The 22,375-nt window shown below is 43.0% G+C and carries 16 protein-coding genes and 2 pseudogenes; 7 read left to right on the top strand and 11 right to left on the bottom strand.

Annotation, left to right across the window (positions count from 1 at the left end):
* Nucleotides 1–155: 155 nt before the first annotated feature.
* Together ACR5KR_RS14285 and ACR5KR_RS14280 are read left to right on the top strand one after the other, a co-directional pair.
* Nucleotides 156–2,390 carry a hypothetical protein gene (locus tag ACR5KR_RS14285; protein WP_448266986.1) on the top strand — a complete coding sequence of 745 codons (2,235 nt, stop codon included), beginning with the start codon at nucleotides 156–158 and terminating at the stop codon, nucleotides 2,388–2,390.
* Between the two features lie 13 nt (nucleotides 2,391–2,403).
* A complete protein-coding gene (locus tag ACR5KR_RS14280) occupies nucleotides 2,404–4,698 on the top strand; it encodes a COG1470 family protein (protein WP_448266985.1) in 2,295 nt (764 codons plus the stop codon).
* 293 nt (nucleotides 4,699–4,991) lie between these two features.
* Here ACR5KR_RS14280 and ACR5KR_RS14275 read toward each other — a convergent pair whose 3' ends face one another.
* From ACR5KR_RS14275 to ACR5KR_RS14265, 3 genes are all read right to left on the bottom strand, one after another.
* Nucleotides 4,992–5,672, bottom strand: a complete 681-nt coding sequence (locus tag ACR5KR_RS14275) for a class I SAM-dependent methyltransferase (RefSeq protein WP_445631806.1) — start codon at nucleotides 5,670–5,672, stop codon at nucleotides 4,992–4,994.
* A 114-nt stretch (nucleotides 5,673–5,786) separates the two neighbouring features.
* Complete coding sequence (locus ACR5KR_RS14270; protein ID WP_448266984.1) at nucleotides 5,787–6,989, bottom strand: FtsW/RodA/SpoVE family cell cycle protein; 1,203 nt, start codon at nucleotides 6,987–6,989, stop codon at nucleotides 5,787–5,789.
* Between the two features lie 707 nt (nucleotides 6,990–7,696).
* The gene (locus tag ACR5KR_RS14265; RefSeq protein ID WP_445631808.1) at nucleotides 7,697–8,227 is read right to left on the bottom strand and encodes a hypothetical protein; all 531 of its coding nucleotides are present in this window, start codon (nucleotides 8,225–8,227) and stop codon (nucleotides 7,697–7,699) included.
* A gap of 286 nt (nucleotides 8,228–8,513) precedes the next feature.
* On the opposite strand from ACR5KR_RS14265, the gene ACR5KR_RS14260 reads away from it, so the two are divergent.
* Both ACR5KR_RS14260 and ACR5KR_RS14255 read left to right on the top strand, forming a co-directional pair.
* On the top strand, nucleotides 8,514–8,669 hold the full coding sequence (locus tag ACR5KR_RS14260; protein ID WP_448266983.1) for a hypothetical protein: 156 nt from the start codon (nucleotides 8,514–8,516) through the stop codon (nucleotides 8,667–8,669).
* 24 nt (nucleotides 8,670–8,693) lie between these two features.
* Entirely contained in the window at nucleotides 8,694–9,167 is a 474-nt protein-coding gene (locus ACR5KR_RS14255) for a Uma2 family endonuclease (protein WP_448270195.1), read from the top strand.
* 508 nt (nucleotides 9,168–9,675) lie between these two features.
* On the opposite strand, the gene ACR5KR_RS14250 is transcribed toward ACR5KR_RS14255, so the two are convergent.
* A complete protein-coding gene (locus ACR5KR_RS14250; protein WP_448266982.1) occupies nucleotides 9,676–9,870 on the bottom strand; it encodes a hypothetical protein in 195 nt (64 codons plus the stop codon).
* A 134-nt stretch (nucleotides 9,871–10,004) separates the two neighbouring features.
* On the opposite strand from ACR5KR_RS14250, the gene ACR5KR_RS14245 reads away from it, so the two are divergent.
* On the top strand, nucleotides 10,005–10,670 hold the full coding sequence (locus ACR5KR_RS14245) for a glutathione S-transferase family protein (RefSeq protein WP_445631812.1): 666 nt from the start codon (nucleotides 10,005–10,007) through the stop codon (nucleotides 10,668–10,670).
* Between the two features lie 127 nt (nucleotides 10,671–10,797).
* Here the strand turns inward: ACR5KR_RS14245 and ACR5KR_RS14240 are convergent, their stop codons facing one another.
* Together ACR5KR_RS14240 and ACR5KR_RS14235 are read right to left on the bottom strand one after the other, a co-directional pair.
* Nucleotides 10,798–11,817: an isopenicillin N synthase family dioxygenase gene (locus ACR5KR_RS14240; protein ID WP_448266981.1), complete on the bottom strand. Its 1,020-nt coding sequence runs from the start codon at nucleotides 11,815–11,817 to the stop codon at nucleotides 10,798–10,800.
* Nucleotides 11,818–12,293: 476 nt separating this feature from the next.
* Nucleotides 12,294–12,446: pseudogene (locus ACR5KR_RS14235) on the bottom strand (AIPR family protein); the annotation flags it as partial.
* Nucleotides 12,447–12,656: 210 nt separating this feature from the next.
* Here ACR5KR_RS14235 and psbA point away from each other — a divergent pair.
* Nucleotides 12,657–13,739 carry a photosystem II q(b) protein gene (gene psbA, locus ACR5KR_RS14230; RefSeq protein WP_448266980.1) on the top strand — a complete coding sequence of 361 codons (1,083 nt, stop codon included), beginning with the start codon at nucleotides 12,657–12,659 and terminating at the stop codon, nucleotides 13,737–13,739.
* Nucleotides 13,740–13,899: 160 nt separating this feature from the next.
* Here psbA and ACR5KR_RS14225 read toward each other — a convergent pair whose 3' ends face one another.
* Nucleotides 13,900–19,275: a trifunctional serine/threonine-protein kinase/ATP-binding protein/sensor histidine kinase gene (locus tag ACR5KR_RS14225; protein WP_448266979.1), complete on the bottom strand. Its 5,376-nt coding sequence runs from the start codon at nucleotides 19,273–19,275 to the stop codon at nucleotides 13,900–13,902.
* A gap of 164 nt (nucleotides 19,276–19,439) precedes the next feature.
* Nucleotides 19,440–20,340 (bottom strand): annotated as a pseudogene (locus ACR5KR_RS14220) (IS982 family transposase).
* Nucleotides 20,341–20,461: 121 nt separating this feature from the next.
* Here ACR5KR_RS14220 and ACR5KR_RS14215 point away from each other — a divergent pair.
* Entirely contained in the window at nucleotides 20,462–20,710 is a 249-nt protein-coding gene (locus ACR5KR_RS14215; RefSeq protein ID WP_448266978.1) for a hypothetical protein, read from the top strand.
* Between the two features lie 81 nt (nucleotides 20,711–20,791).
* On the opposite strand, the gene ACR5KR_RS14210 is transcribed toward ACR5KR_RS14215, so the two are convergent.
* From ACR5KR_RS14210 to apcA, 3 genes are all read right to left on the bottom strand, one after another.
* A complete protein-coding gene (locus ACR5KR_RS14210; RefSeq protein WP_094349821.1) occupies nucleotides 20,792–20,998 on the bottom strand; it encodes a phycobilisome linker polypeptide in 207 nt (68 codons plus the stop codon).
* Nucleotides 20,999–21,220: 222 nt separating this feature from the next.
* A complete protein-coding gene (gene apcB, locus ACR5KR_RS14205) occupies nucleotides 21,221–21,709 on the bottom strand; it encodes an allophycocyanin subunit beta (protein WP_104908010.1) in 489 nt (162 codons plus the stop codon).
* A gap of 65 nt (nucleotides 21,710–21,774) precedes the next feature.
* A complete protein-coding gene (gene apcA, locus ACR5KR_RS14200) occupies nucleotides 21,775–22,263 on the bottom strand; it encodes an allophycocyanin subunit alpha (protein ID WP_322698411.1) in 489 nt (162 codons plus the stop codon).
* Between the last annotated feature and the right edge of the window lie 112 nt (nucleotides 22,264–22,375).

Raw genomic sequence — 22,375 nt, 5'->3', positions numbered from 1 at the left:
TGACTTTTATAAATTGGCCAATTTATTACACAATATTTAATAGTATATAAATTTCAATAATCAAAGAAAAAAAGCTATTGTCACGTTTTTATGAGACATTAATTTTTTAATAGCGCTAGTCATGCAGAATATAAAAAAATATTATAAGTAATAACATGGAAAAAAGTGTTATTAATGCCAGCCTTTCTACTCAAAACCTAACTTTTCGTCCAGGTGATACTCCTGTATCATTTGAGGTAACTGTCAATAATGACAGCGATCGCTTCGTCAATTTTCAAATAGAAATTACCGCCGCCGGAGAAATCCGCAACACAGGATATCGCTGGTATAGACTCGAACCAGAGGTAGCGGCAGCCAAACCACCGGGCAGTAGTACCATCTTCCAAGTGTTCGTATTCAATACACCCATGCCGGGATTTGTTGGTACTGTCAACCTGATGGTAAACATTTTTTCACCGCAATTAGCACAACAGTCCAGACTTGTGCTGCGCCTGAAAATCGAGCGAGACAACAGACCAACACATTTAAGTGTAGAATTACCTGTACGAGAGTTCCAAGTTTATCCCCGTAATTCTGTTGATATACCAGTACGGGTGCGGAACTTGGGGCAACAACCAACTGAGGTAATGCTACGTTTTACAGGCGTCGATCCGTCTTGGCTGGCTGGCAGTGCAGAACGGCGATTACCCTTAGATGCAGGTGGTTTAGCAGAAGCTACATTCCAATGCCAACCTCCTTCTGTAGTGCAAGCACCCAGTCAAAATTATCCTTTTACTATTGAAGCTGTTAGCAATAATGGTTATCCAACTAATGCTGAAGGCAATATTGAAGTTTTGCCAGTGGGTTTTATAGACTTTACTACCACCGAAAAACACCTGAAAATTCCCAGTAAATCGGCATGGTTGCCTGACTGGAAATCTGATACAGCTTCCTTTGAATTACTATTTAAAAACGCTAGCAACCTCAATCAACAAATTAATGTGCAGGTGCAGGGTAGAGACTGGCGAAAATGCACTTTTAAAAAGCTTCCCGAAACTGCCAATCTTCATCTAGGAGAGACAAGTAAAGTCATCCTCGATGTTAAAACAAAACGTCCTTGGATTGGAATCGGCAAAACTTTGTTGCTGGAGGCTAAATCGGAATTATCCGACCAACGTTTAGGAAGTACAGACCCAGCCACGCAGACATTAGAAGTCAAGACTCTGCCAATTATACCTTTATGGCTACAATTGGCTGCGATCGCACTATTAGCCGCACTTCTCGCATTAATCCTGCAACCAAGAGGTGTAATGCATACGCGTTCTGTAAACTCAGTGCGTTTTAGTGGCATTGGTTTATCTGTAGTCAGTGGGTCAGATGATTGCACCTTAAGACTTTGGAGAATTGGTGCTGATAGTTTAGACCCTGATGATACAGTAAGATACGCTGGGCAGCCCCTTGCTTGTGAGCAACTGCAACAGCCCAAAGGCTTGATGACCATTACCGATGATGCTGTAGAAGTCTTGCGCTTCATGCCGTTACAAAATAATCGTGTTGCTGTTGGTTTAGATAATGGTGTAATTGAACTTAGAGATGTTCCTTCAGGTGCCAAGATTAGCCAACTTCAAGACCTTAAAGATCCTAAAGCAAAAGGCGATCGCGTTTTTGACCTAGCTTTCACCTCAAACTCACTTAACTTATTCAGTGGGTATGGCAGTGGTAAAGTGAGACTATGGTCAAGACCAGTGCCTAACAGCGATTTTCTGCCAGAACCGCAAGTTATTGACGTACAAAGTAGATTGAAACTCTCAGGTTTCCAAGTCCGGGCATTAAATCTTAGCCCAGATGCAAAAACTCTAGTAATTGCTGGAAACTTTAAGCGTTTTATATTGTGGCAGTGGAATCAAACTCAATCTGATAAACAATTCCCAAGTTTATCGGTGCAAAATCTAGAAAAACTAGACCCATTAGTTGGTCCTGAAGATTATATTTGGGGATTAGCTTTTGTTCCTGACTCAACAGGAAAAATCCTCGCAACTTCTGATTCTGCGGGATTTATTACCATTTGGGATTTAAATCAGTGTCAAACTATCAAAAATCCGAATCCGCTAGAAAAAGTAAATGAGCTTAATTGTTTACAACTAGACCGTTGGTCAGCATCAAAAACATCTGTGCGAACTCTAGCATTTAGTGACGATGGTAGTCTCTTAGTAAGTGGTGGCGATGATGGACGAGTCGTAGTGTGGTACTTAACTCCCGAACATAAGCTTGACAAAACAAGAGCAGCAGAAGGTAAAACAATTTACCAAAGCTCTAAAAAAATCAATAGTATCGACTTGAAAACCAATCAAGGAACCATGATTGTGAGTGGTGGTGAAGATTTTCAGGTCAAATTACACCGCATCAAATAAGGGAATCAATGACATGCAAGCTAAATTCAATCCACTGCAAGTTATTATCAACCCACCTGGAATTCAATTTGGGATGCCAGGAGATACCATTGAACTTTATATTGTTGTAATCAATCAGGGAAATCAAAGCGCGGTTATTGACTTATATTTTGTTTTTGATGAAGTATTTCAAAATTTAACTGGTTGGTCTAGTTCTCCTAGAGAAAGTTTAGCATTAGCTCCAGGGCAAAATAGTGACGAAGTAAGATTTGAGTTTCAAATTGCCGCAAATGCTCTTCCAGGAACCTATGACTATACACTAGTCGTAGATTCTCCTCTACATTATCCACAAGATACTCCCATAACCTTCCCAAACCAAATTAAGGTTCTGCTAAAAGAACAGACCGCAATTCGGGTGAACGACCCGACATTTTCCATTAGACCTAACACCAACCCCAACAAACCGTTAATTTTCAATTCTAGTGAGTATCTGCAAGTAGAGATAATAGTTGACAATCGCTCTTATCTCGTAGATAGATTCCGCTTGAGTTGTCCAGATTTAGACGATGACTGGTTCACAATTAATTATCCTGCAACTGGATTTGAGGGGCCAGGATTAGTGTCTGACGTGACTGCATTAGAACTCAATCCTGGTACTCAAGGTCAAATATTATTGAAATTTCACCCACCTGGGGATACCCTTGCGGGAAGCTATTCTCCGACAATCCGCTTGTATTCAGAAAACTCTCCAGATTTAGTACTACTGGATTTGGTATATATCCAAATTCCGACAAATTATCGCTTAGATATACAACTTAATACCATCTTGGGACAAGTTAGCCGTAGTCTTGGCAAGTACGAATTATCACTAGCTAACCAGGGCAATATTGTCCGCGAACTGATATTAAACTTAAAAAGTCGAGACGAAGAAGAACTATATACTTACAAATTCGATCCTACGGAAGTCAGATTATTACCTAATAGAAGTGCTGTGGCTAATTTGACGGTCAAACCCAAACCTTGGTGGCGACGACCGTGGTTTGGTACAGGGCTAGCGATCAACTTTCAACTCGATGTCAAAGACCAACAAAATTTACCCCTACCGAACACACTGCCTCAAGGAACTTTGGTATGGAAACCCCGTCCTTGGTGGCAATTTCTTCTATTAATTTTAGCAATTTTGGGGTTATTGGGAGGCATAGGATTTATTATTTGGCGAATTTTAAACCCCGATCCTTTAAGATTAGAAAATTTTAGTGCAAATGACTCTCAAATTACTGAAGGTGATGAGGTAGCTTTAAACTGGGAAATTCATCAATATAAACAGTTAAAAAAGTTAGTTTTGACGGCTAAAGGTTCCCAACCTATTGCGCCTATTACTTATGACTTTAACAATGGCATTCCTGAAACACTGGGTAAAGGAAGTGCTAATGAAATCCCTCCTTGTCAGGTACAAGACAAACAAGAGTTAATTTGTAGCAACGTAAAAACTGGAGTGAAAACAAAAGGTAATTACACTTTTGAATTACAAGCCTTTTATCGCAATGGTATACAAATATTTTCCCGAACTAACCAAGTAGTAGCGCAAACTACCCAAGTAGAAATTGCAGAAAAACCAATTGCATCAGTAGTTAATTTTCAGCTAGATAAGCCCCAGTACACAAAAGGTGAAAATATTCTTTTTAGTTGGACAATTGCACGCCCATTATTGCTGTCACAACTACAAGTTGTTGGCAATGCAGATGATGGAACATCTTATGGCGAACCAGTTACTTACAAATTTAATCAAGGCAATATTACAGACCCTAAAATTAAAAAACTATGTATACAGCAAAATCAACAACTGCAATGTAAAAATATTCCTTTGTTAGCAAATAAAGTGGGAAGTTTTGCATTTGAAATCAAAGCTGTTTCTAACAATGGAAGCGATAAAATCAGTTCTAAAAAAGCTGAATCAAAAATTCCAATATTACCCAAACCATTTAAGATTGTCTATTTCAAAATTAACGGTAGCGAACAACCAAATTTGGTTCTCAATGAAGGAACATCTGCTATTCTGAGTTGGAGAGTAGAGGGAGAAAATATTCAGGTTAAACTTCTACCATACGGCAATGACGTTCCAGCAGTTGGTTCAACGAAGTTTCCAGTAAATCAAGCCTTCCCCGCTCAAATCGGACTGCTAGTCAATGATATATCTGGTAAGCAACAACCCCAGCAAAGAGGATTTGCAATCACAGTCCTCAAAAAAGTAGAGCCTACTCCTATACCTAGCTTTAACCCAATTCCACCTAATAATAGCCCATTTAAGACTCCCTTACCTCTGAGGTAAGGTTTATCGAAGGAAGGCTGTCTTGAAAATAAGAAGTAGGGAAAGCTCATATTTTGCACCTTGTCACCCATCTGCTCGAGAACCACTATATCACTTTCCCTTCGTCCAAGATTTTTTGTTAGGCTTATAAAGGTTGTTTTAAAAGTAGTAAAGTATACTCAAAACGCTACTTCCATTCCTTTCCCCGAAAGGTCGAGAGGCTTTAAAACACCCATTTCCTTGTAGGGAAGAGGATCTGGGGGGTTAGGTTACGAGGGTTTTGATGTTACCAAAAATACTTTTAAAACATCCTCTTAGGGAGATTCTCCATAGACTATAAAAGACTTAGTTAAACCGAAAACCTTTTCTTCATAAAGTTGCGCTTTGGGGAACAGATTCAGGAATCTTCTCTTACTCAGCAGCTTAATTGAATTAGCTATCCTTCTAGCCAGCTGTTTATCAGATACCTTGTCAAACCATCCAAGAGCAAAATTGGTTAGTAGCCATACCTGAAGATTTATAGGAAGAAATTGAAATAAAGGAAAAACAAAATGGGGTTCAATCGGAAAAAAAAGATTAGGTGTTTGAACAAAATATCTTTTTCCTACTCGCATTACTTCAGTGGCCATTTGGTACTGTTTATCATAATCTCCTACATGTTCAATCACTGAATTTGAAAAGACTATATCAAACTCATCGGATTGAAAATTTACCATGTTTGTAGCATCTCCAACAACTTGGTTGATCTGTGGGTGTGTTGAGCTTGTTTCAGTAAATTTTATATTTAGTAGAGTAATTTTTACCTGTTTATTTTCTTCATTCAAAAAACCTAAATTCTCCCAAAAGCTTACTGTTCCTCCAACATCGAGTATTTTTATATCAGAGGGTAGTGAGTCTAATATAGATGTGAACAAAGAGAAACGTTTCTTTCTAAGTCTACTTGCCCAGGAGTCAGTAAGACTAGTGTCATATACATTACGCATTAATTTAGTCATTTTTTATTCACACAAAAATGATTTTACTCACAGCTGATTCTTTGACTTAAGTAACTGAGAGCCATCATCTTACCACAGTTAAGCATCAAGGTTGCCGTCCTGCTTCCTGCTCGCTCAATTCCTATTTTTCTGAAAAGCTCGGCGCCTGCGCCCATTTTCAACTTGAGGTTTTCGCAACGGTACTACCTCAGCTTCACTACTCTCACGTGCTACCCGAATTAGCAACCCAGCAGCTATTAAGCTGGCAATCATAGAATTACCACCATAACTAAACATCGGTAAAGGTAAGCCAGTAGTCGGAAGAGAACCTGTAGCAACACCGATGTGGAGCAATGATTGTCCCACCATCAAAGTCGTCACACCGATCGCTACTAATCGATGTATTATATTTTTAGCCTTCAGCGCCACAACTAATCCGAGAGTAGCGAATGTAGCTAAAAGTACCAACAACACCATACTGCCAACAAAGCCAAACTCTTCAGCGAACACCGCAAAAATAAAATCGGTATCTTGAATTGGTAAATAAAACAACTTTTGTTGAGAAAGCCCATATCCAGCTCCCCAAGTTTTCCCAGAACCCACAGCTAGTAGACTTTGCACCAACTGGTAGCCATCTCCTGTAGCATCTGCCCAAGGATTGAGGAATGACATCACCCGCTTACGCTGATACTCTTTAATACTAATACTGAGTATTGCCAACATCACTCCACCAATTGCTGTTCCTCCCAAGTATTTGTAGGGTAAGCCAGCTGCAAGAGCAATTAGCCAGATAGTCATGCCGCAAAGTGCCGTTGTACTCAAGTTAGGCTGGGCAAGAATTCCTAAAAGTACCAAACCAAAAACGCCCAACCAAGCGAAGCGAACCCGCCAACTAATTCGTTCCCATTGACCAAAAAGCCGCGCACTTTGCAGCACCAAAAAGGGTTTAATTAGTTCTGAGGGTTGAATCGGAATTGGCCCGATCGCAATCCAACGCGCTGCATCAAAAGCTTTTCTTCCCAATCCTGGGATCAGTGTGACAAAAATTAACCCCAAAAACAGCAACAAAAACCAATGGGATAGTCCCAAAATTTTCTGCAACGGCGAATTAACAATAATATTGAATCCGATTAAGGAAACTAAGACCCAAAGCAGTTGACGTTTAAAGTAGTACAAACCATCATTATGACGAGCATCAGCAACAGGATATGATGCTGAAAATAGCATGATCAAGCCGACGAACAGCCAAATCAACGTTAACCAGCGCAACAACCGCGCTTCTAATGCCCAGTTGGAGACTGAACTATCAAAAATTGGAATCAGGCAGCGTAGATTCACGATCGGTACAGGTAAAAAGTTAGAAATTAGGAGTTAGAAATAAAACTCATAAATCATAACTTATAACTCATAAGTAGGCTTTACAACCATAAGAGACCATTTATAAAGTAAATCTTTAGACGACTATAGGAATCCGCTTTTATCCGGAGAAATTATTTGCGTGGTGCGCGTTCGCAAAGCGTCTCGCACAGAAGCGCAGCGCAAGCGCGATAGGGAGAGAACAGGGAACAGGGAAGAAGGAATAAATGTGTACTGAGTTTTTTTCACGCAATCAAATACGAGTCTTATAGACGACGTAAACATAATACGTTTCCCGTTATCTCCTTGATTGAGCGATGTCTACGATGGTCACTGAGCCTTGTCGTACCACTTCGTGGAAGCAAGCTACGCGTAGCGTCTCCAAGAGTTGTGCGGGCTGCGCCAATGCTTACTACACCCCTAGCCCAAAGCCCTATTCTCTCGTGAATTATTATCACTAATACTAAGTTATTCAGAATAAAGTCTAGTCTAAAACTCCTGCTACTTCGTTGTTTCATGACTTAACGGGAAAAGTCAGATACCGTTGGGCATCTAAACGCCGTATGACTTTTTCTAAATTACGTATCATCAACCAAAAAGAATTGAGTCGATGGCTAGAATTGGCAAGTACAGCAAAGGTACAGTAGTTAGCTTCTCGATCAACACTCTACTAATTGATATCCTGACTTTTAATCTCTGGCATTTTGTTTTAGATACTGGCACACTCCCGCACTCATTGCTAGTAGATTAGGTTGTATATTTTTTCCTAAAAAATCTTCAACTACATTAGCAATTGTACTTGTGAGAAAGAATGGTACTCCATTGATTTGTTTTGGGTCGATCGCTAGTTCACCACGGCTTTCAATTATTGTCGTATTCCCATCTGACAGAAAGCGATTTTTGCCAGAACACTTGACTGCTTTTGTGAAAGCATGAGTTTCAATACGCCATTCAACTGTAAACAGAGCCTGATTCCACGTATTATATTCTGTCCACGAGAGCATCTCTTCACTAAGGATAACTCTTGCTGCTGCTGGAATTTCGCTACCACCATGCCACTCATTAACAGTATAAATATTACTGCCTACTTCACTACGTGATTTAACTTCGATGTCGCGCACGTTTGGCATATAGGGAACTAGCTCAACTAGTTTGTCCCGATAGGTAGCATAAACCAGGGAACGGGGAAAAGGAATTTGGCTATTAGCAGAGATGAGCATTAATTAATACCATATTCAAATATAGACATAACGAAGAATTGCCAAGAATTTGGCGATGGCGTAACCACCCACCGAAGGCGATCGCAATATAACTATTTTTCACAGTAGCATTTCAAATTCGGTAAAAAGCTACTTTTTTTTGATATGTTTAGCTTTAGTGTCGAAAGTCTCAAGTTTGTTCGTTAAGTTAGTAAATGTGCTTTAAATCATAATTTCTCATGAAATTGGCAATTCTTCCTCCTGTTGCTGATAATAGTTTTAGAGCTAATTATCTAAGAGGTTGATTGTGGTCTTTGCTCAAACCAGTCTCTGTGATGTAATAACAACTCGCCTCACGTTAGACGAGTATCGGGCTATGGAAGAAACCAACCCCGAACGCCGTGAATACCGTAACGGAGAGATTATTACTATGTCGGGAGGGTCGGAATCTCACAGTGCGTAGACGCGAAGCGGCTTGTCGTGAGACATCGCCAGCAACTTCTTAATTTACTTGGGATTTTTACTAAGAGACACCGATTTTCGCTTGTATAATAGCGACTTGCGAGTTTGGATTCCTGAATATCAGTGTGGGACTTATACCGATTTGATGGTTGTTAATGGTGAACCAGAGTTCAATGGCAATGTCTACGACAAGCCGCAAGAGCGTCTACGCAATGATGAAATTCTTAATCCAATGCTTATTGTCGAAGTTTTATCGCCCTCTACCGAGGCATACGATCGCGGCGAAAAGTTCAGAAAATATCGCTCGATTGCCAGCTTTTGTGAATATCTGCTTGTAAGCCAAACTGAACCCTACATTGAGCAGTATCACAACTTGGATCGTAATAGTAACGATCGCTGGCTATGGCAAGTTCACTCTCACCTCGAGCGGACGATTGTTCTGCACAGTTTAAACATAGAAATTCCCCTGACTGAAATCTATCGTCGGATTAATTTTTAACAAAGTTTGGGGTTTAATTCCCCTGCCTAAGAAGGGTAACAGGTTTTGTGTTGGGGTTAAATCCACGTTACAAAACGTAATTGCGAATTGCGAATTGGTTTAAGGGTGGCTAACTCTTTTACGAAAATATCAACTAAGCCAGAAAACTATTTCCTCCTCCAGATGGGTAGAGTGTCCATACTCCTCCGACTCCCAAGAGCTAACAATGACCTTTCCCATAGTTTTCCTCCTTCTTTAATTCGGGAATTTTCTCACAATACTTTAACGCCAAGCTGATTTACAAATGTCACTAAAAACGTTGCGAACAGCATCAACAAAAACCAGATATGAATACATAGCTTTAATGCTTGAATTAGTGAACAGGTGAATATCTGAAAAGTGGATATTCACCTGTAATTAGTTATTGAATTGTTAACAATCGGGTACTTGGCGTAGCAATTATTTCTTTTGAGCAATGCGATTTATCCTGTTATGTTCAAGAGTGCTTCGCCAGCATTATCAGTTCAGATTACGGAATTGTGGAGTTCGCACCACAGGCTGTTGAGCGATCGCACCCGAAGCTGGTCTTGCCACCTTCGCCCAAGAGAAAATACCAACCTTCAAGCGATCGCTCTGATAGTTCAGTTAAATATACTGGCGATCGTCTTGCTATGTCTTTCCCACTTTTGTGTTCAGTGACAATTACCAGATAAAATATTACCAATAAATTGATAGATTGCTCCCCTTACCAATGCAGTCCAACATGAAGTAACCTCTGCTGTAACCGTGTGTAGCGTTGTTCTTGCCGGACAGAACACACACCCAAAGCAGAAAATTGGACCCAAAGGAGAAATCACCATGACCCTGACAATGACACCCACTATTACCGCCTTTGAACGGTCGCCTGATGGCGGCAAGGGACTGGCGCGTGACATGCGCGTTCGCTGGGCGCTCGAAGAAGTGGGGCAACCTTACAACGTTCGTCTTGTTTCGTTCAGTGAGATGAAGCAACCCGCGCACCGTGCGCTTCATCCTTTCGGGCAAATTCCAACCTATGAGTCAGGCGATCTCGCCCTGTTCGAGTCGGGGGCGATCGTGTTCCATATCGCAAAGCGCCATACAGGGCTGTTGCCAGACGATGCCAATAGTCAAGCGCGAGCGATCGCCTGGATGTTTGCCGCACTTAACACAATGGAGCCGCCAATCGTCGATCGGGAAATCGCCACGTACTTAGAGCGCGATCAAGTTTGGTATGAGCAGCGCTTGCGTGTCGTCGAAGGTCGCATCCGCGACCGGCTCTTAGAACTTTCCAGTCACCTTGGAGATGCCGACTGGCTTGATGGCGCATTCAGCGCAGGCGACCTGATGATGGTGGAAGTGCTGCTCAGGTTGAAAGACTCTGGTATGCTCGACGACTATCCGAATCTCTCTACCTATGTCGCCCGTGGCGAAGCGCGGCCCGCCTTCAAGCGGGCTTTCGCCGCTCAATTAGCGGTTTTCACTCTTCAGCAACCGACTGGCTGACTAGCGCAAAAGATAGATATAACACTATTGCCCATAGTGTTACATCCTGGAGTTTAGACTAAAGCAAGCAAAAATAGCTCAACATTTGAATCAAGTTAGATTTTTCGTGAAATGGTATAACAGCACTCTAGAACACTGTTTGGCGCAATTCTGGAAATACTTTGGAGACTTTATTCAGAAGATAATCGCCATAAGTCCCGCGAAATTCGTGGACACTGGCTTTATCCCAGCGATCGCTTCGATCGTCATTCACTACTATGCCGTTCAATTCAATGGGTTTGACTTCAATGTTGAAATTGGGATCGAAGAAAAATGGAAATGATAAGCGACTACTTGTCGATCGGTTCTGAACGCGGTGGGGTGTTGAGCGATACAGTCCTCGTGTCATCCGATCGAGCATATCCCCAATGTTACATACGAATGAACCAGGAATAGGAGGTGCATCTATCCAACCAGACTTTAATTTGACTTGTAATCCACCGACATTATCTTGTTTTAGTATAGTTAATACTCCATAATCTGTATGTTCGCCAACGCCCCATTTAGATTCAGATAATGATGAATGAGGAGGGTAATTGAAAATCCGAAATAATATCAATGGGTTTTTTGTATAACGGTCTGCAAAGTAGGACTTTTCTAACCCCAAACTTAGAGCAATACCAGCCATTAGGGTGTGTCCAAGTCTGGTCATTGAATCTATATAATTCAGCACTGTTTCCCGAAATTGGGGAATATTCGATGGAAAAAGATTTCGACCGTGCATTGGTACACCAGTTTTCACAAGTGGGTGGTCTGATTCTAGTTCTGTACCGAAGTAAATACCTTCTTTTAAGTCCGGTCTACCTGATGTCAACTCATTACCCACGGGGAAATATCCTCGCCATGCTTTACCACCAAGAGCCATACGAATCTTCAGTTTTGTTTCTATATCCTGCGCGAAAAACTGTTGGCTGAGATGTTCTAACTGCTTTTGTAATTGCTCATCAACTCCATGTCCGACGATATAGAAGAAACCGTAATCATGGAGAGCTTGTCTAATTTGGTCTGCAATTACATCACTGGAGTTGCTAGTTTGAGAAACCAATGGACTAATATCAATGACGGGAACTTCTGAAAACTCTTTATCTACAACTTGTAAGATTGTCATACTCTGTTTTTTTAGTAGTGTGTAGATTAATAACTAGACTACATAATAAATAGTAGACCTCTTGCAAAAATATATTTTTGCACTCTTAGGAAAAAGGTTTTGGTTAAAGGGAAAGAATTTTGAGTTTCTTTACCCTTTTCTCCCGCCCCTTATCCCCTTCTTGGGACCCCACCCTCCCCTTTCTTTCTGGGGCAGGTTTTTTTGATTAGACAAATTTTTGGAATTTTAAAACCAAAACCATTGTCTGAGAACTTAAAACTACGTTCAATAATTGAGAACATTCTCAACTATTTATCGAAAGCCTAAAAGCCTGCCCTTGAAAGCCCTCCCCTTTACCCCGACAAATGCCAAGAAGTCCAGTATGTAATTGAACTGGTATGCGATATTTCGCCACGACTAACGCCCAAATCTACCTTGTGTCACCTGAGATTCTTCTTGCTTACTAGAGTTAACCATTTGCATCAAGTGTTGGTTTAGATAGTTTTGTGGCGAGAGAAGAATTTTTCGGATTGTGTCGTCAGTGAGTCGAAGATTTGTCTGTAGGTGGCGCTTTTACGGTTTGGTTCCCTGATGTTGGGTTCTAGCGGTACGTCTGTCGAGAACGAGTCTACATGGGCGGTGGCGATAATGCACTATAGCATCATGGAGTAGAGCAGCGATCGCTCTTTTTTTATCTCTGATTCTGGACACTCATCTAGCTCTTAAATAAGTAAAGCTAATGATTTTTATTGACTCTACAAAATTCTTAGCACTTGATTAATTTTTGTAAAGCGGTGTAAAGTAATTTCACAGGCGAAAACTTTACCGCCTGATTCATAAACAACCGCAATCATAAAACCATGACAGCAACCTTACAACAGCGCTCAAGCGCCAATGTATGGGATCGATTCTGCGAATGGATCACCAGCACCAACAATCGGATCTACATCGGTTGGTTCGGCGTATTGATGATACCCACCTTACTAGCCGCCACCGCTTGCTTCGTAATCGCCTTCATCGCCGCACCACCAGTAGACATCGATGGAATCCGCGAACCAGTAGCAGGTTCCTTGATTTACGGAAACAACATCATCTCTGGTGCAGTAGTACCTTCCTCCAACGCCATCGGTTTGCACTTCTACCCCATTTGGGAAGCAGCATCTCTTGATGAGTGGTTGTACAACGGTGGTCCTTACCAATTGGTAATTTTCCACTTCCTGATTGGCGTATTCTGCTACATGGGTCGTGAATGGGAACTATCCTACCGCTTAGGAATGCGCCCTTGGATTGCGATCGCCTACTCAGCACCTGTTGCAGCAGCAAGTGCAGTATTCTTGGTATACCCGATCGGACAAGGATCATTTAGCGACGGTATGCCCTTGGGTATAAGTGGAACCTTCAACTTCATGATCGTCTTCCAAGCAGAACACAACATCTTGATGCACCCCTTCCATCAGTTAGGTGTAGCAGGTGTATTCGGCGGCAGCTTGTTCTCTGCGATGCACGGTTCTCTTGTAACTTCTTCCTTGGTTCGTGAAACCACCGAAACCGAATCTCAAAACTACGGTTACAAATTCGGTCAAGAAGAAGAAACCTACAACATCGTTGCAGCCCACGGCTACTTCGGGAGGTTAATCTTCCAATACGCTTCCTTCAACAACAGCCGTTCACTGCACTTCTTCCTGGCAGCATGGCCTGTAATCGGAATCTGGTTCACCGCCTTGGGTGTAAGCACAATGGCGTTCAACTTGAACGGTTTCAACTTCAACCAATCAGTAATTGACTCTGAAGGTCGTGTGATTTCAACTTGGGCTGATGTGATCAACCGCGCTAACTTGGGTATGGAAGTTATGCACGAGCGTAACGCTCACAACTTCCCTCTGGATTTGGCTGCTGGCGATTCCGCTCCTGTTGCTCTGACTGCTCCTGCGATCAACGGTTAATAGCAGCGATCGCGTCAAATAAAATCAAAGGCGCTCTCCAGAAAGGGGGGCGCTTTTTAGTGTCGATGATTGGTGGTGGCGTGATAGCAGAGCATCAGTGAAATGGTATAAACTGTCGGCTGCAACACAGTTGTTGTACTGTGCCGCAGCGATGGTTGATTTAACCCCGAACCGGGAGGGAGATAGAAAACTCAGAGCCTTGTCCCAATTGGGACTGAACTTCCAGCCGACCATCATGTTTCTCGACGACAATCTGACGGGCGATCGCTAAACCTAACCCCGTTCCCTTGCCAACCTCTTTAGTAGTAAACAAGCGATCGAAAATCTTAGATTTAACTGATTCATTCATGCCTTTACCGTTGTCAGAAATACGAATTTCAACCGCATTTTGTTCGGATAATAATGCAGTGGAAATCGCGATTTGTTGGGGATGATTTTCTAACTCTTCAAAGCTTGTTTGCTGTGCTATTTCATCGAACATATCAATCGCATTAGCCAGAATGTTCATAAACACCTGGTTAAGTTGACCGGGGAAGCAATCAATTTCAGGAATATTACCGTAGTTGCGGATAACTTTAATGGCAGGCCGATTTTCATTGGCTTTGAGTCGATACTTGAGAATCAACAGCGTACTATCTAACCCTTCGTGCAAGTTGGCTTTAACTTTGTGTTCCGTGTCGGCACGAGAGAAGGTACGCAGGCTCGTACTAATGCTTTTGATGCGATCGGTTGCACCTTTCATCGAGTCAATTAATTTGGGTAAATCCTCCAACATAAACTCCAGGTCAAGTTCTTCGGCTAATTCGGCCACCGCATCCGTAGGTGGCTGGTGCTGGTGATAAATGTGTAAATAATCACATAAGTCTTTTACATAATCTTTGGCATTGTTAATACTACCGTTGAGAAAGCCAATTGGGTTATTAATTTCGTGAGCCACCCCAGCCACCAAGTTACCCAAAGTCGCCATTTTTTCGCCTTGCACAATCTGAAGCTGAGATTCTTCCAGTTGTTGAGTATATGCTTGGGCTTGCTGATAGAGACGAGCATTCTCCAGTGAAATCGCAGCTTGGGCGCACAGCAGATTCAGCACCTCAACGCGATCGCGGGTAAAGGCTCCTGTTGTCAGGTTATTTTCTAGATAGACTATGCCCAGCAGCTTGCCCTGTTGCAGAATTGGGCTGCACAGCAGACTCTTGGGCTGTTGGTTTTGGATATACGCATCGCCAAGCAATAGCGGCTCTTGTGCAGCGTTGCTAATTACAGCAGGCTGCAAGCTGCGTTTGACTTTTGTTACCAGAGCGATCGGCACTATACCACTCTCGACAAGCGACTGGGTTGGATGCAAAATCTGCGTTTCGATTTGGCGCGATGCCGTAAGTTCTGCCCTCGCCTGAACTGTGAGATTTTGCCGCTCACTCAACATCAAAGCGCACTGCGTCGCACCAGAGGTTTGCATTACCGTCAGCAAGAGAGTAGCAATTAACGGCTCAAGCTCGATTTCACCCGAAAGAGTTTGCGACGCTTTGAGGATGGCAACCAAATCCAGGGAATCAGAAAGACTCGTGGAGGAACTACTAGTCGAGGTGACAGTTGCAGTGGAAAATAAGGTTTCGTCAATAGAGAGTGGTGTCTGCGCCCCTTGGAGGATGGGAGTTAGCAGTTGGGGATAGCGAGTTTCCAAGTCAGCGAGTTTGGCTTTCGCCCCCCAGCGAGCATAGCCATAGTAAGCTTCGATCGTGTAAGCTTGGGCGATTCGCTCTTTGTTCCAATCCAGGTAAAATTTTGCCGCCAGTTCATTGCCAAGGGCTGCTTCCTGAGAATAGCCATTGGCTTTGGCACCCGCGATCGCCAGATCGTAAAATTCTATAGCTTCGGTTTTGCGATCGAGAACGCGATATTTTTCCGCTTCTACTAAATGATATTTGTGCAAGTAATTCATGGGGCCATAATCTGCCCAATCTTTTAACTTAGCTTGATTTTCTTCCATTCGCTGCCATTGCGGTTCTGACGGGGAAATTGATTCACCAGGATGAGCCAGCATGGTCAGAGAATCATAGAAATAAAAGATTGGTTCAACGATACTTCCCATCCCGCCGGCTAAATAATGTCGCGTTTGAGCGGCATCGTGTTGGGCTTTGGCAAAGTCTTGCAGCCAGTAATTTAAGGTGAAGCGATAAAGGTAAAAGAAGGATAGTCGGTAAAAATCGACTTTTGCCTCATCCAGAACTTTCTGTTCGTAGGCATCCTGGCGTAAGGGAATTTCTTGTTCTGACTGACCTAAGAGAATTTGCGCCGCTTGCCAGTAAGCCAATACACAGTTTGCTGCCGTGACTTGGTGGAGGTCGGACAACTGCTGGTAATAGGCACGAATTTGGGGTTCGAGTTCAGCGAGCGGTTGACCGTACCAATACGCATTGAAGCAGTACAACTGAGCATCGTAACCCATAAATTCTAGATTGCCAGTTTCCAACCCGGCTTGATATCCGTCTAGTAGAATGGGCAGGGTGTCTTGCAGATGGATTGTCCAAGAACCCACATAAGCCCCCATTAACATAGCAGTCGCGGCTCGGATATTTTTGGCATCGGGTTCTAAGGCGAGTTGGTATCCTAATTGCCCAAACTGAGGCACTTTTGACATATCGCTCCACAGCATTCTCAGTTGGAAGGCGTAACCTACGTAGCAAAACGCCGAAACCGGACTGTTGCCAAATTGAATCGATAATTTGACCTGGAGTGCCACAACTAGGAAATAAAGCTTTGTGCCGGACATGTAACAAACTGGTGTCAGCCGCGCCGCATTTTGCATAATTGCTAATTGCTGCGGATCGGTCATTTTCGGCAGATGAATGAATGACTCAACGGCGCGACCCTCAATTAAAGCATCAATTTCTTGCTTCAGGAGGCGAATATCATCTAGGGTTGGTTCGTCTGGCAGGTTCACGCCCAACATCCGGAAGACTGATTGACCGATCGCGATCGCCTCGACAAATTGATTGCGGGCGACTAATGCCTGAATTCTGACTTGATAGACTGGCACTCGTTCTAGAGGCGTTTTTGCACGATCGATTACCGCTTCAATCCACTCCTCCATCTGCTCAAAAGCACCAGCCAAAAAAGCAACCTCGGCAGCTAAGTCATGCAGAGATAAAGTTATGTCGTACTCCCGTTGCCAAGCATCTCCTCCCAGCAGTTGCAGCCCGACTGTGGCATATTCACGGGCGGCATGATAGGCGGTTGCGGCTCTGGCTTTGCGGCAAGCCGTGAGGTTGAGTTGGGCGAGTTCGTCCCGTTGCTGTTGTTTTCCAATCAGCGTAGTGCCATAGTTCAACTGATTGACGATTTCAAAAATGCGCTCTTCTCTAGCGGCTGGGGAAACTTGTTGCAGCAGAAGTTGTCCGATTTGGTAATGAGTCGTTTGTTTTTGCTCGTCAGGGATGAGAGAATAGGCGGCTTGCTGGACGCGATCGTGGAGAAAGCGATAGGAACAGTTAAAGGTTAATGGCTGCTGGACTTCTGCTACCTGAAGTTCTGATAGTTGGTAGAACTTATAGACATCGCTGATGGGCAGAATCACGCCTTCTTGCAAGGCTTTCCAGAGGTCGAGCGCGATATCTTCGGGCGATCGCTGATTGACAATCGCCAGGGTAGACAAATCGAACTGAGCGCCAATGCAAGCCGCCAATTTTAAAGCAGTCTGGGTAGCAATCGGCAATTTTTGCAACTGAAGTGCCATGAACTCGACGACATCATCCGTGAGCGCGAGTAACTTCACCGTTGCCAAGTCACATTGCCAATGTCCTGTTTGGAAGTCAAACCAAATATAGCCGTCCTCATGCAGTGCTTTGAGAAATTGGGTGAGGAAGAAGGGATTTCCCTTGGTTTTTTGATAGACCAACTCCGAAAGCGGTTGAGCCAGTTCGGTTGAGCAACTGAGCGTATCTGCTGTTAACTGATTTACATAGGCTTGGCTCAGGGGTTGTAGGGTGAGGGTGTGGATAAAGGTTTGGGCTTTTTTGACCTCATCGAGCATCAGCATCAAGGGATGAGTCGGGAACACTTCGTTATCCCGATAAGCTCCGATGACGAATAAATAACCGCGATCGCGTTCTGTCAGCAGTAGCTTCAGCAAGTTTAGCGAAGCCGAATCAGCCCATTGCAAATCATCTAAGAAAATCACCAGTGGATGCTCTGGCGTGGTGAACACCGTGATGAACTTCTGGAACAGCAGATTGAAACGATTCTGAGCCGCACTACCGGAGAGTTCTGGTACTGGGGGTTGTTGGCCGATGACCTGTTCGAGTTCCGGAATCACCTCGATGAGTACCTGCCCATTGTCACCTACTGCCGCCAGGATTTTCGCTTTCCAATCAGCTAACTGTGCGTCATCACTGCTCAGAAGTTGACCCATTAGGTCGCGGAAGGCTTGGATAAAGGCACTAAATGGCAGATTGCGGTTGAACTGGTCGTATTTACCTTTGATGAAATAGCCATACCAACGTACAATCGGCTTATGCACTTCATTGACGACGGCGGTTTTGCCAATACCGGAAAAACCTGCTACCAGCATCAGTTCGGAGGCTCCGTTGGCAACTCGGCCAAAAGCATCGAGCAAGCTTTGAACTTCTTGTTCTCGTCCGTAGAGTTTTTCGGGAATCAAAAAACGATCGCTGATATCCCGTTGCCCTAAATCAAACCAGGCGAGTTTGCCCGCAACATGATATTCTTCTTGGCATCGCAGCAGATCGTGCTTCAGACCGAGAGCGCTTTGATAGCGCTCTTCCGCATTTTTGGCCATCAGCTTGCGAATGATTTCACCGAGCATGATGGGTAGATCGGGATTGAAATCGCAGATAGAGGGTGGTTGTTTCGCTATATGGGCATGAACCATTTCTATTGGCTCGTCACATGGAAATGGTAACTGTCCCGCGAGTAGTTCAAAAAAGGTAACTCCCAAAGAATAGAAATCGCTGCGATAGTCAATTCCCCGGTTCATCCGCCCGGTTTGTTCCGGTGAGATATAGGCGAGTGTGCCTTCTAGAACGTTGGGGTTTTGAATCTCTTGGGTTTCGCGGGGTAATAGGGAGGCGATGCTAAAGTCAATCAGCTTAATTTCCCCCGTTTCTGGTTGAATCAGAATATTAGCTGGTTTAATGTCTTTGTGGATAATCCGTTGCTGATATAGCTGGTGGAGGATATCTACAATTTGCAGGGCAATGGGCCAGAATTGTTCGACACTCAAAGGGGCAGCCTGGATGCGATCGCGTAGGGAGATGCCACCGATGTCTTTCATTACCAAAGCATAGCCATTTTGGTATGGTTCTAGACTGAGCGGTTGGACAATGCCTGGGATGTCGAGATTTTTGGCGATCGCATACTGATTGCGAAACTGCACCAATTCGCTAAAGCTGGGATAATCGTGTCGCAGTAGTTTAATAATGACTGGTTTTCGATCTAATTCCCTAAGAGCGCGATGTACTAGGGTATTGGAACTCGAATAAATTAGCTCGTTTATGCGATAACCAGCGATCGTCAACATAAATCTTATTTTTATTTACAAATCTTTTTTTATCTATATAGAGAATTCCCGTTTTAAGATTATCTTTAACTTTTAGAGACAAAAATTAATAATTATGGTCAAATTTGCGATCTTTTGCTCTAAAATTACTGGCTCAAAATGTCATTAATTAACCTGAGTTCGGGTTAAAGATAAGGAGGTAAAAGCCACTCCAGTTGAAGGCTAGGTTTCTTAGGTTGATGACAATAAGCGATTAATCCGCAAAGAACGTTAACGCAAAAATTAACGGGGCTTCGGTGTCGAGAATGTTCAATCTGAGAAATGTTTTTGAGTTGATCATTAATCGTTTCAATAATTGAGCGTTTACGGGACAAAAGTTTGTCATGAAGACGCATCAGCCTATTCTTCATATTGCGACGGGGTAAGCGCGAAAAATTGGATTCCGAACTCTTCCAAAAGCTGAGAAGCAAGTTTTTCAGAAACATAGCCGCGATACCTTCGGTAAGCTTCGCTAACGCCAAATATTTTGCCAAAAAGCTTACACAGTAAATCTGGTACGGGTTTACGGTCATCAATATTACCAGGAGTAAGAGTCACATTTAAGAGTTGACCAAGCTCATTGACAACAATATGAAGCTTAAAACCAAAAAAACAATCCACGGAAGTCTTGCCACGAGCGGCTAAACCTTTAAATACCTTATGCCGAGAAATCCGACGATTATGACATACCTTCAAGCAGGTTGAATCGATAAAGCCGATACCCGTACATTGTCCGAAACAATGCTTCAGATAGACGCATAAAGGTATTAAAGTTGATGGTATCCATTCAATAAATCGTTGATAAGAAGGAAGACCTGGAAACGCAGAACTCCACTGCTGTTTCACCTGATTCAAATAAAAATGTTTGAAATTTCGGTAGTGATTTTGATGAAAAGCGATGATAATTGTCATTATTTCACTTAAACACAAGCTTTTCGCTCTTACACGTTTTATTCCTCCATGATTTAACAGTTTTCTGTGCCATTGAGCTTCAAACGCTTTACAGAAATCATCTACATGACAGAACAAAGCATCTAAACTAAACATAGGACAGGTTGCTGGATTTGTTGTTATTTTCAGCTTACTACCTGTCCTTTTCCTTATCCCGAACTCAGGTTAATTAACTCCGACAACATCTGTTCAAAAATATCTTCTAAGAATTCTGACTTTGAAGGATACAGAGAAACTGGCCCAGCAAGAAATTTTCAATGAAGCTTATCGGGCAATGGTCGCACCTAATATTGCTGGTATTGAAGAAGATATGAGTGTGCCTTATGAAGAGTGCCTGAAGGTTGGGAAAGAAACGCTAATTGTGTTTGATGAAACTGTTGAACAAGCTAAGAATAGAAAGAATGCTGACGCTCCAGTTCCACTTTATACTCGTGGGTATCGTCTTTTAAATATGTTTAACTTTTGATTTGCATAAAATCTGAGCCATAAAAAAGAGGTCTTTCTCGACCTCTTACCAATTCCCTAAAATAATATTCTATTTACAGAATTACGACAAGCCAGTATTAGCGCCTTGCTTACCAGTTGCCAGTTCCACTTTGATGATTGTGCCGCCTGCTTTTTGAATGCGTTGCTGTTCGCGAAACCAGTTTTCATAAGGAACTAGCTTAGTGAAGTAAGTATTTTGCAGTTCGCGTTGGGTCCGAATTCGGGTTTGGCTAGGAACTAGAGCAGTAATTTTAAACAAACGGGACATATTTTGAAAATCTCCTGTATACTTTGTGAAAACTTTTTTATCTCAAAATCTTGAGTGCAAATCTTTTAATCATTCAAAGGCTGGAAATCAAACATCAATACTAGACCACCAACACTCATCACTGATAATTTACCAAGATAAGCAATATAACGTTCTAGCACTCACGGCTGATTTCCAGACCTTAATAAAGCCGCACCTAAATTCTTAAGCGCAAACTAGTTCTTAGCTTAAGCCAGAGGAGATATAGTCTAAGTAAACGCCCATTTCCTTACCAGCATCAGAACCTACCAAACTGGCGGTTACTTCTTTGATTGCTTGGATAGCTTGTACGGTAGCACCAACGGGAACACCTAAGGAGTTGTAGGTTTCCTTCAAGCCATTGAGCACACGCTCGTCTAGGATCGAAGGATCGCCAGCCAACATAGCGTAGGTGGCATAGCGGAGGTAATAATCCAAATCACGGATGCAAGCAGCATAGCGGCGGGTGGTGTACATATTGCCGCCGGGACGGGTGATGTCAGAGTATAGCAAAGATTTTGCTACAGCTTCTTTGACGATCGCAGCAGCGTTAGCGCTGATGGTGCTAGCAGCACGTACCCGCAGTTCGCCAGTAGAGAAGTAGCCTTTTAGCTTCTCTAAAGCAGAAGAGTCTAGATATTTACCTTGAACGTCTGCGGAGTTAATGACAGCGGTAATTGCGTCTTGAGCCATGTTGTTAATTCCTTATTTCCAACCGTATTGCAATACTTCTGTTTAAGTAGGTAAACAGCTTTACCCTATCCTAGAAGGGCACCAACTAGGTAGTCGAAGTAGCCAGCAGCTTCACTAGCTTCATCACCAGAGAGCAGTGACGCAGAGCCATTCTTCAGCCCACGGATACCTTCAGCAACACCATCGATAGGAGTTCCCAAGGACTTGTACAGTTCACGGGCACCAATAACACCAATTTCTTCGATGGGGGTGACATCACCAGCAACGATACCGTAGGTAACGAGGCGGAGGTAATAATCTAGGTCACGCAGACAAGTAGCAGTCAATTCTTGACCGTAAGCGTTACCACCAGGAGATACAACATCAGGACGCTTTTGGAACAGTTGATCGCCAGCTTGTTTAACAAGCCGTTCGCGATTTTCTGATAAAACTTGAGCAATCCGCACCCGGCGCTCACCACTTGTAACAAAGGACTTGATCCGATCTAACTCACCAGGGCTGAGGTAGCGAGCTTCTGCATCAGCATTCACGATAGCTTTCGTGACGATACTCATTAATGGATTCCTCCAATACGAATGAAACCAGGATTTGATTAAACTGGTGCGACTTTGAGTTTGGTTTACTGAGTTTGTTTTTTCGTCCTTTTAGACACAACAATTTTACAAC

This window comes from Nostoc sp. DSM 114159, assembly GCF_053470285.1.
The sequence above is the reverse complement of the archived record's forward strand: the minus strand, read 5'-3'. Positions and strand labels throughout refer to the sequence as shown.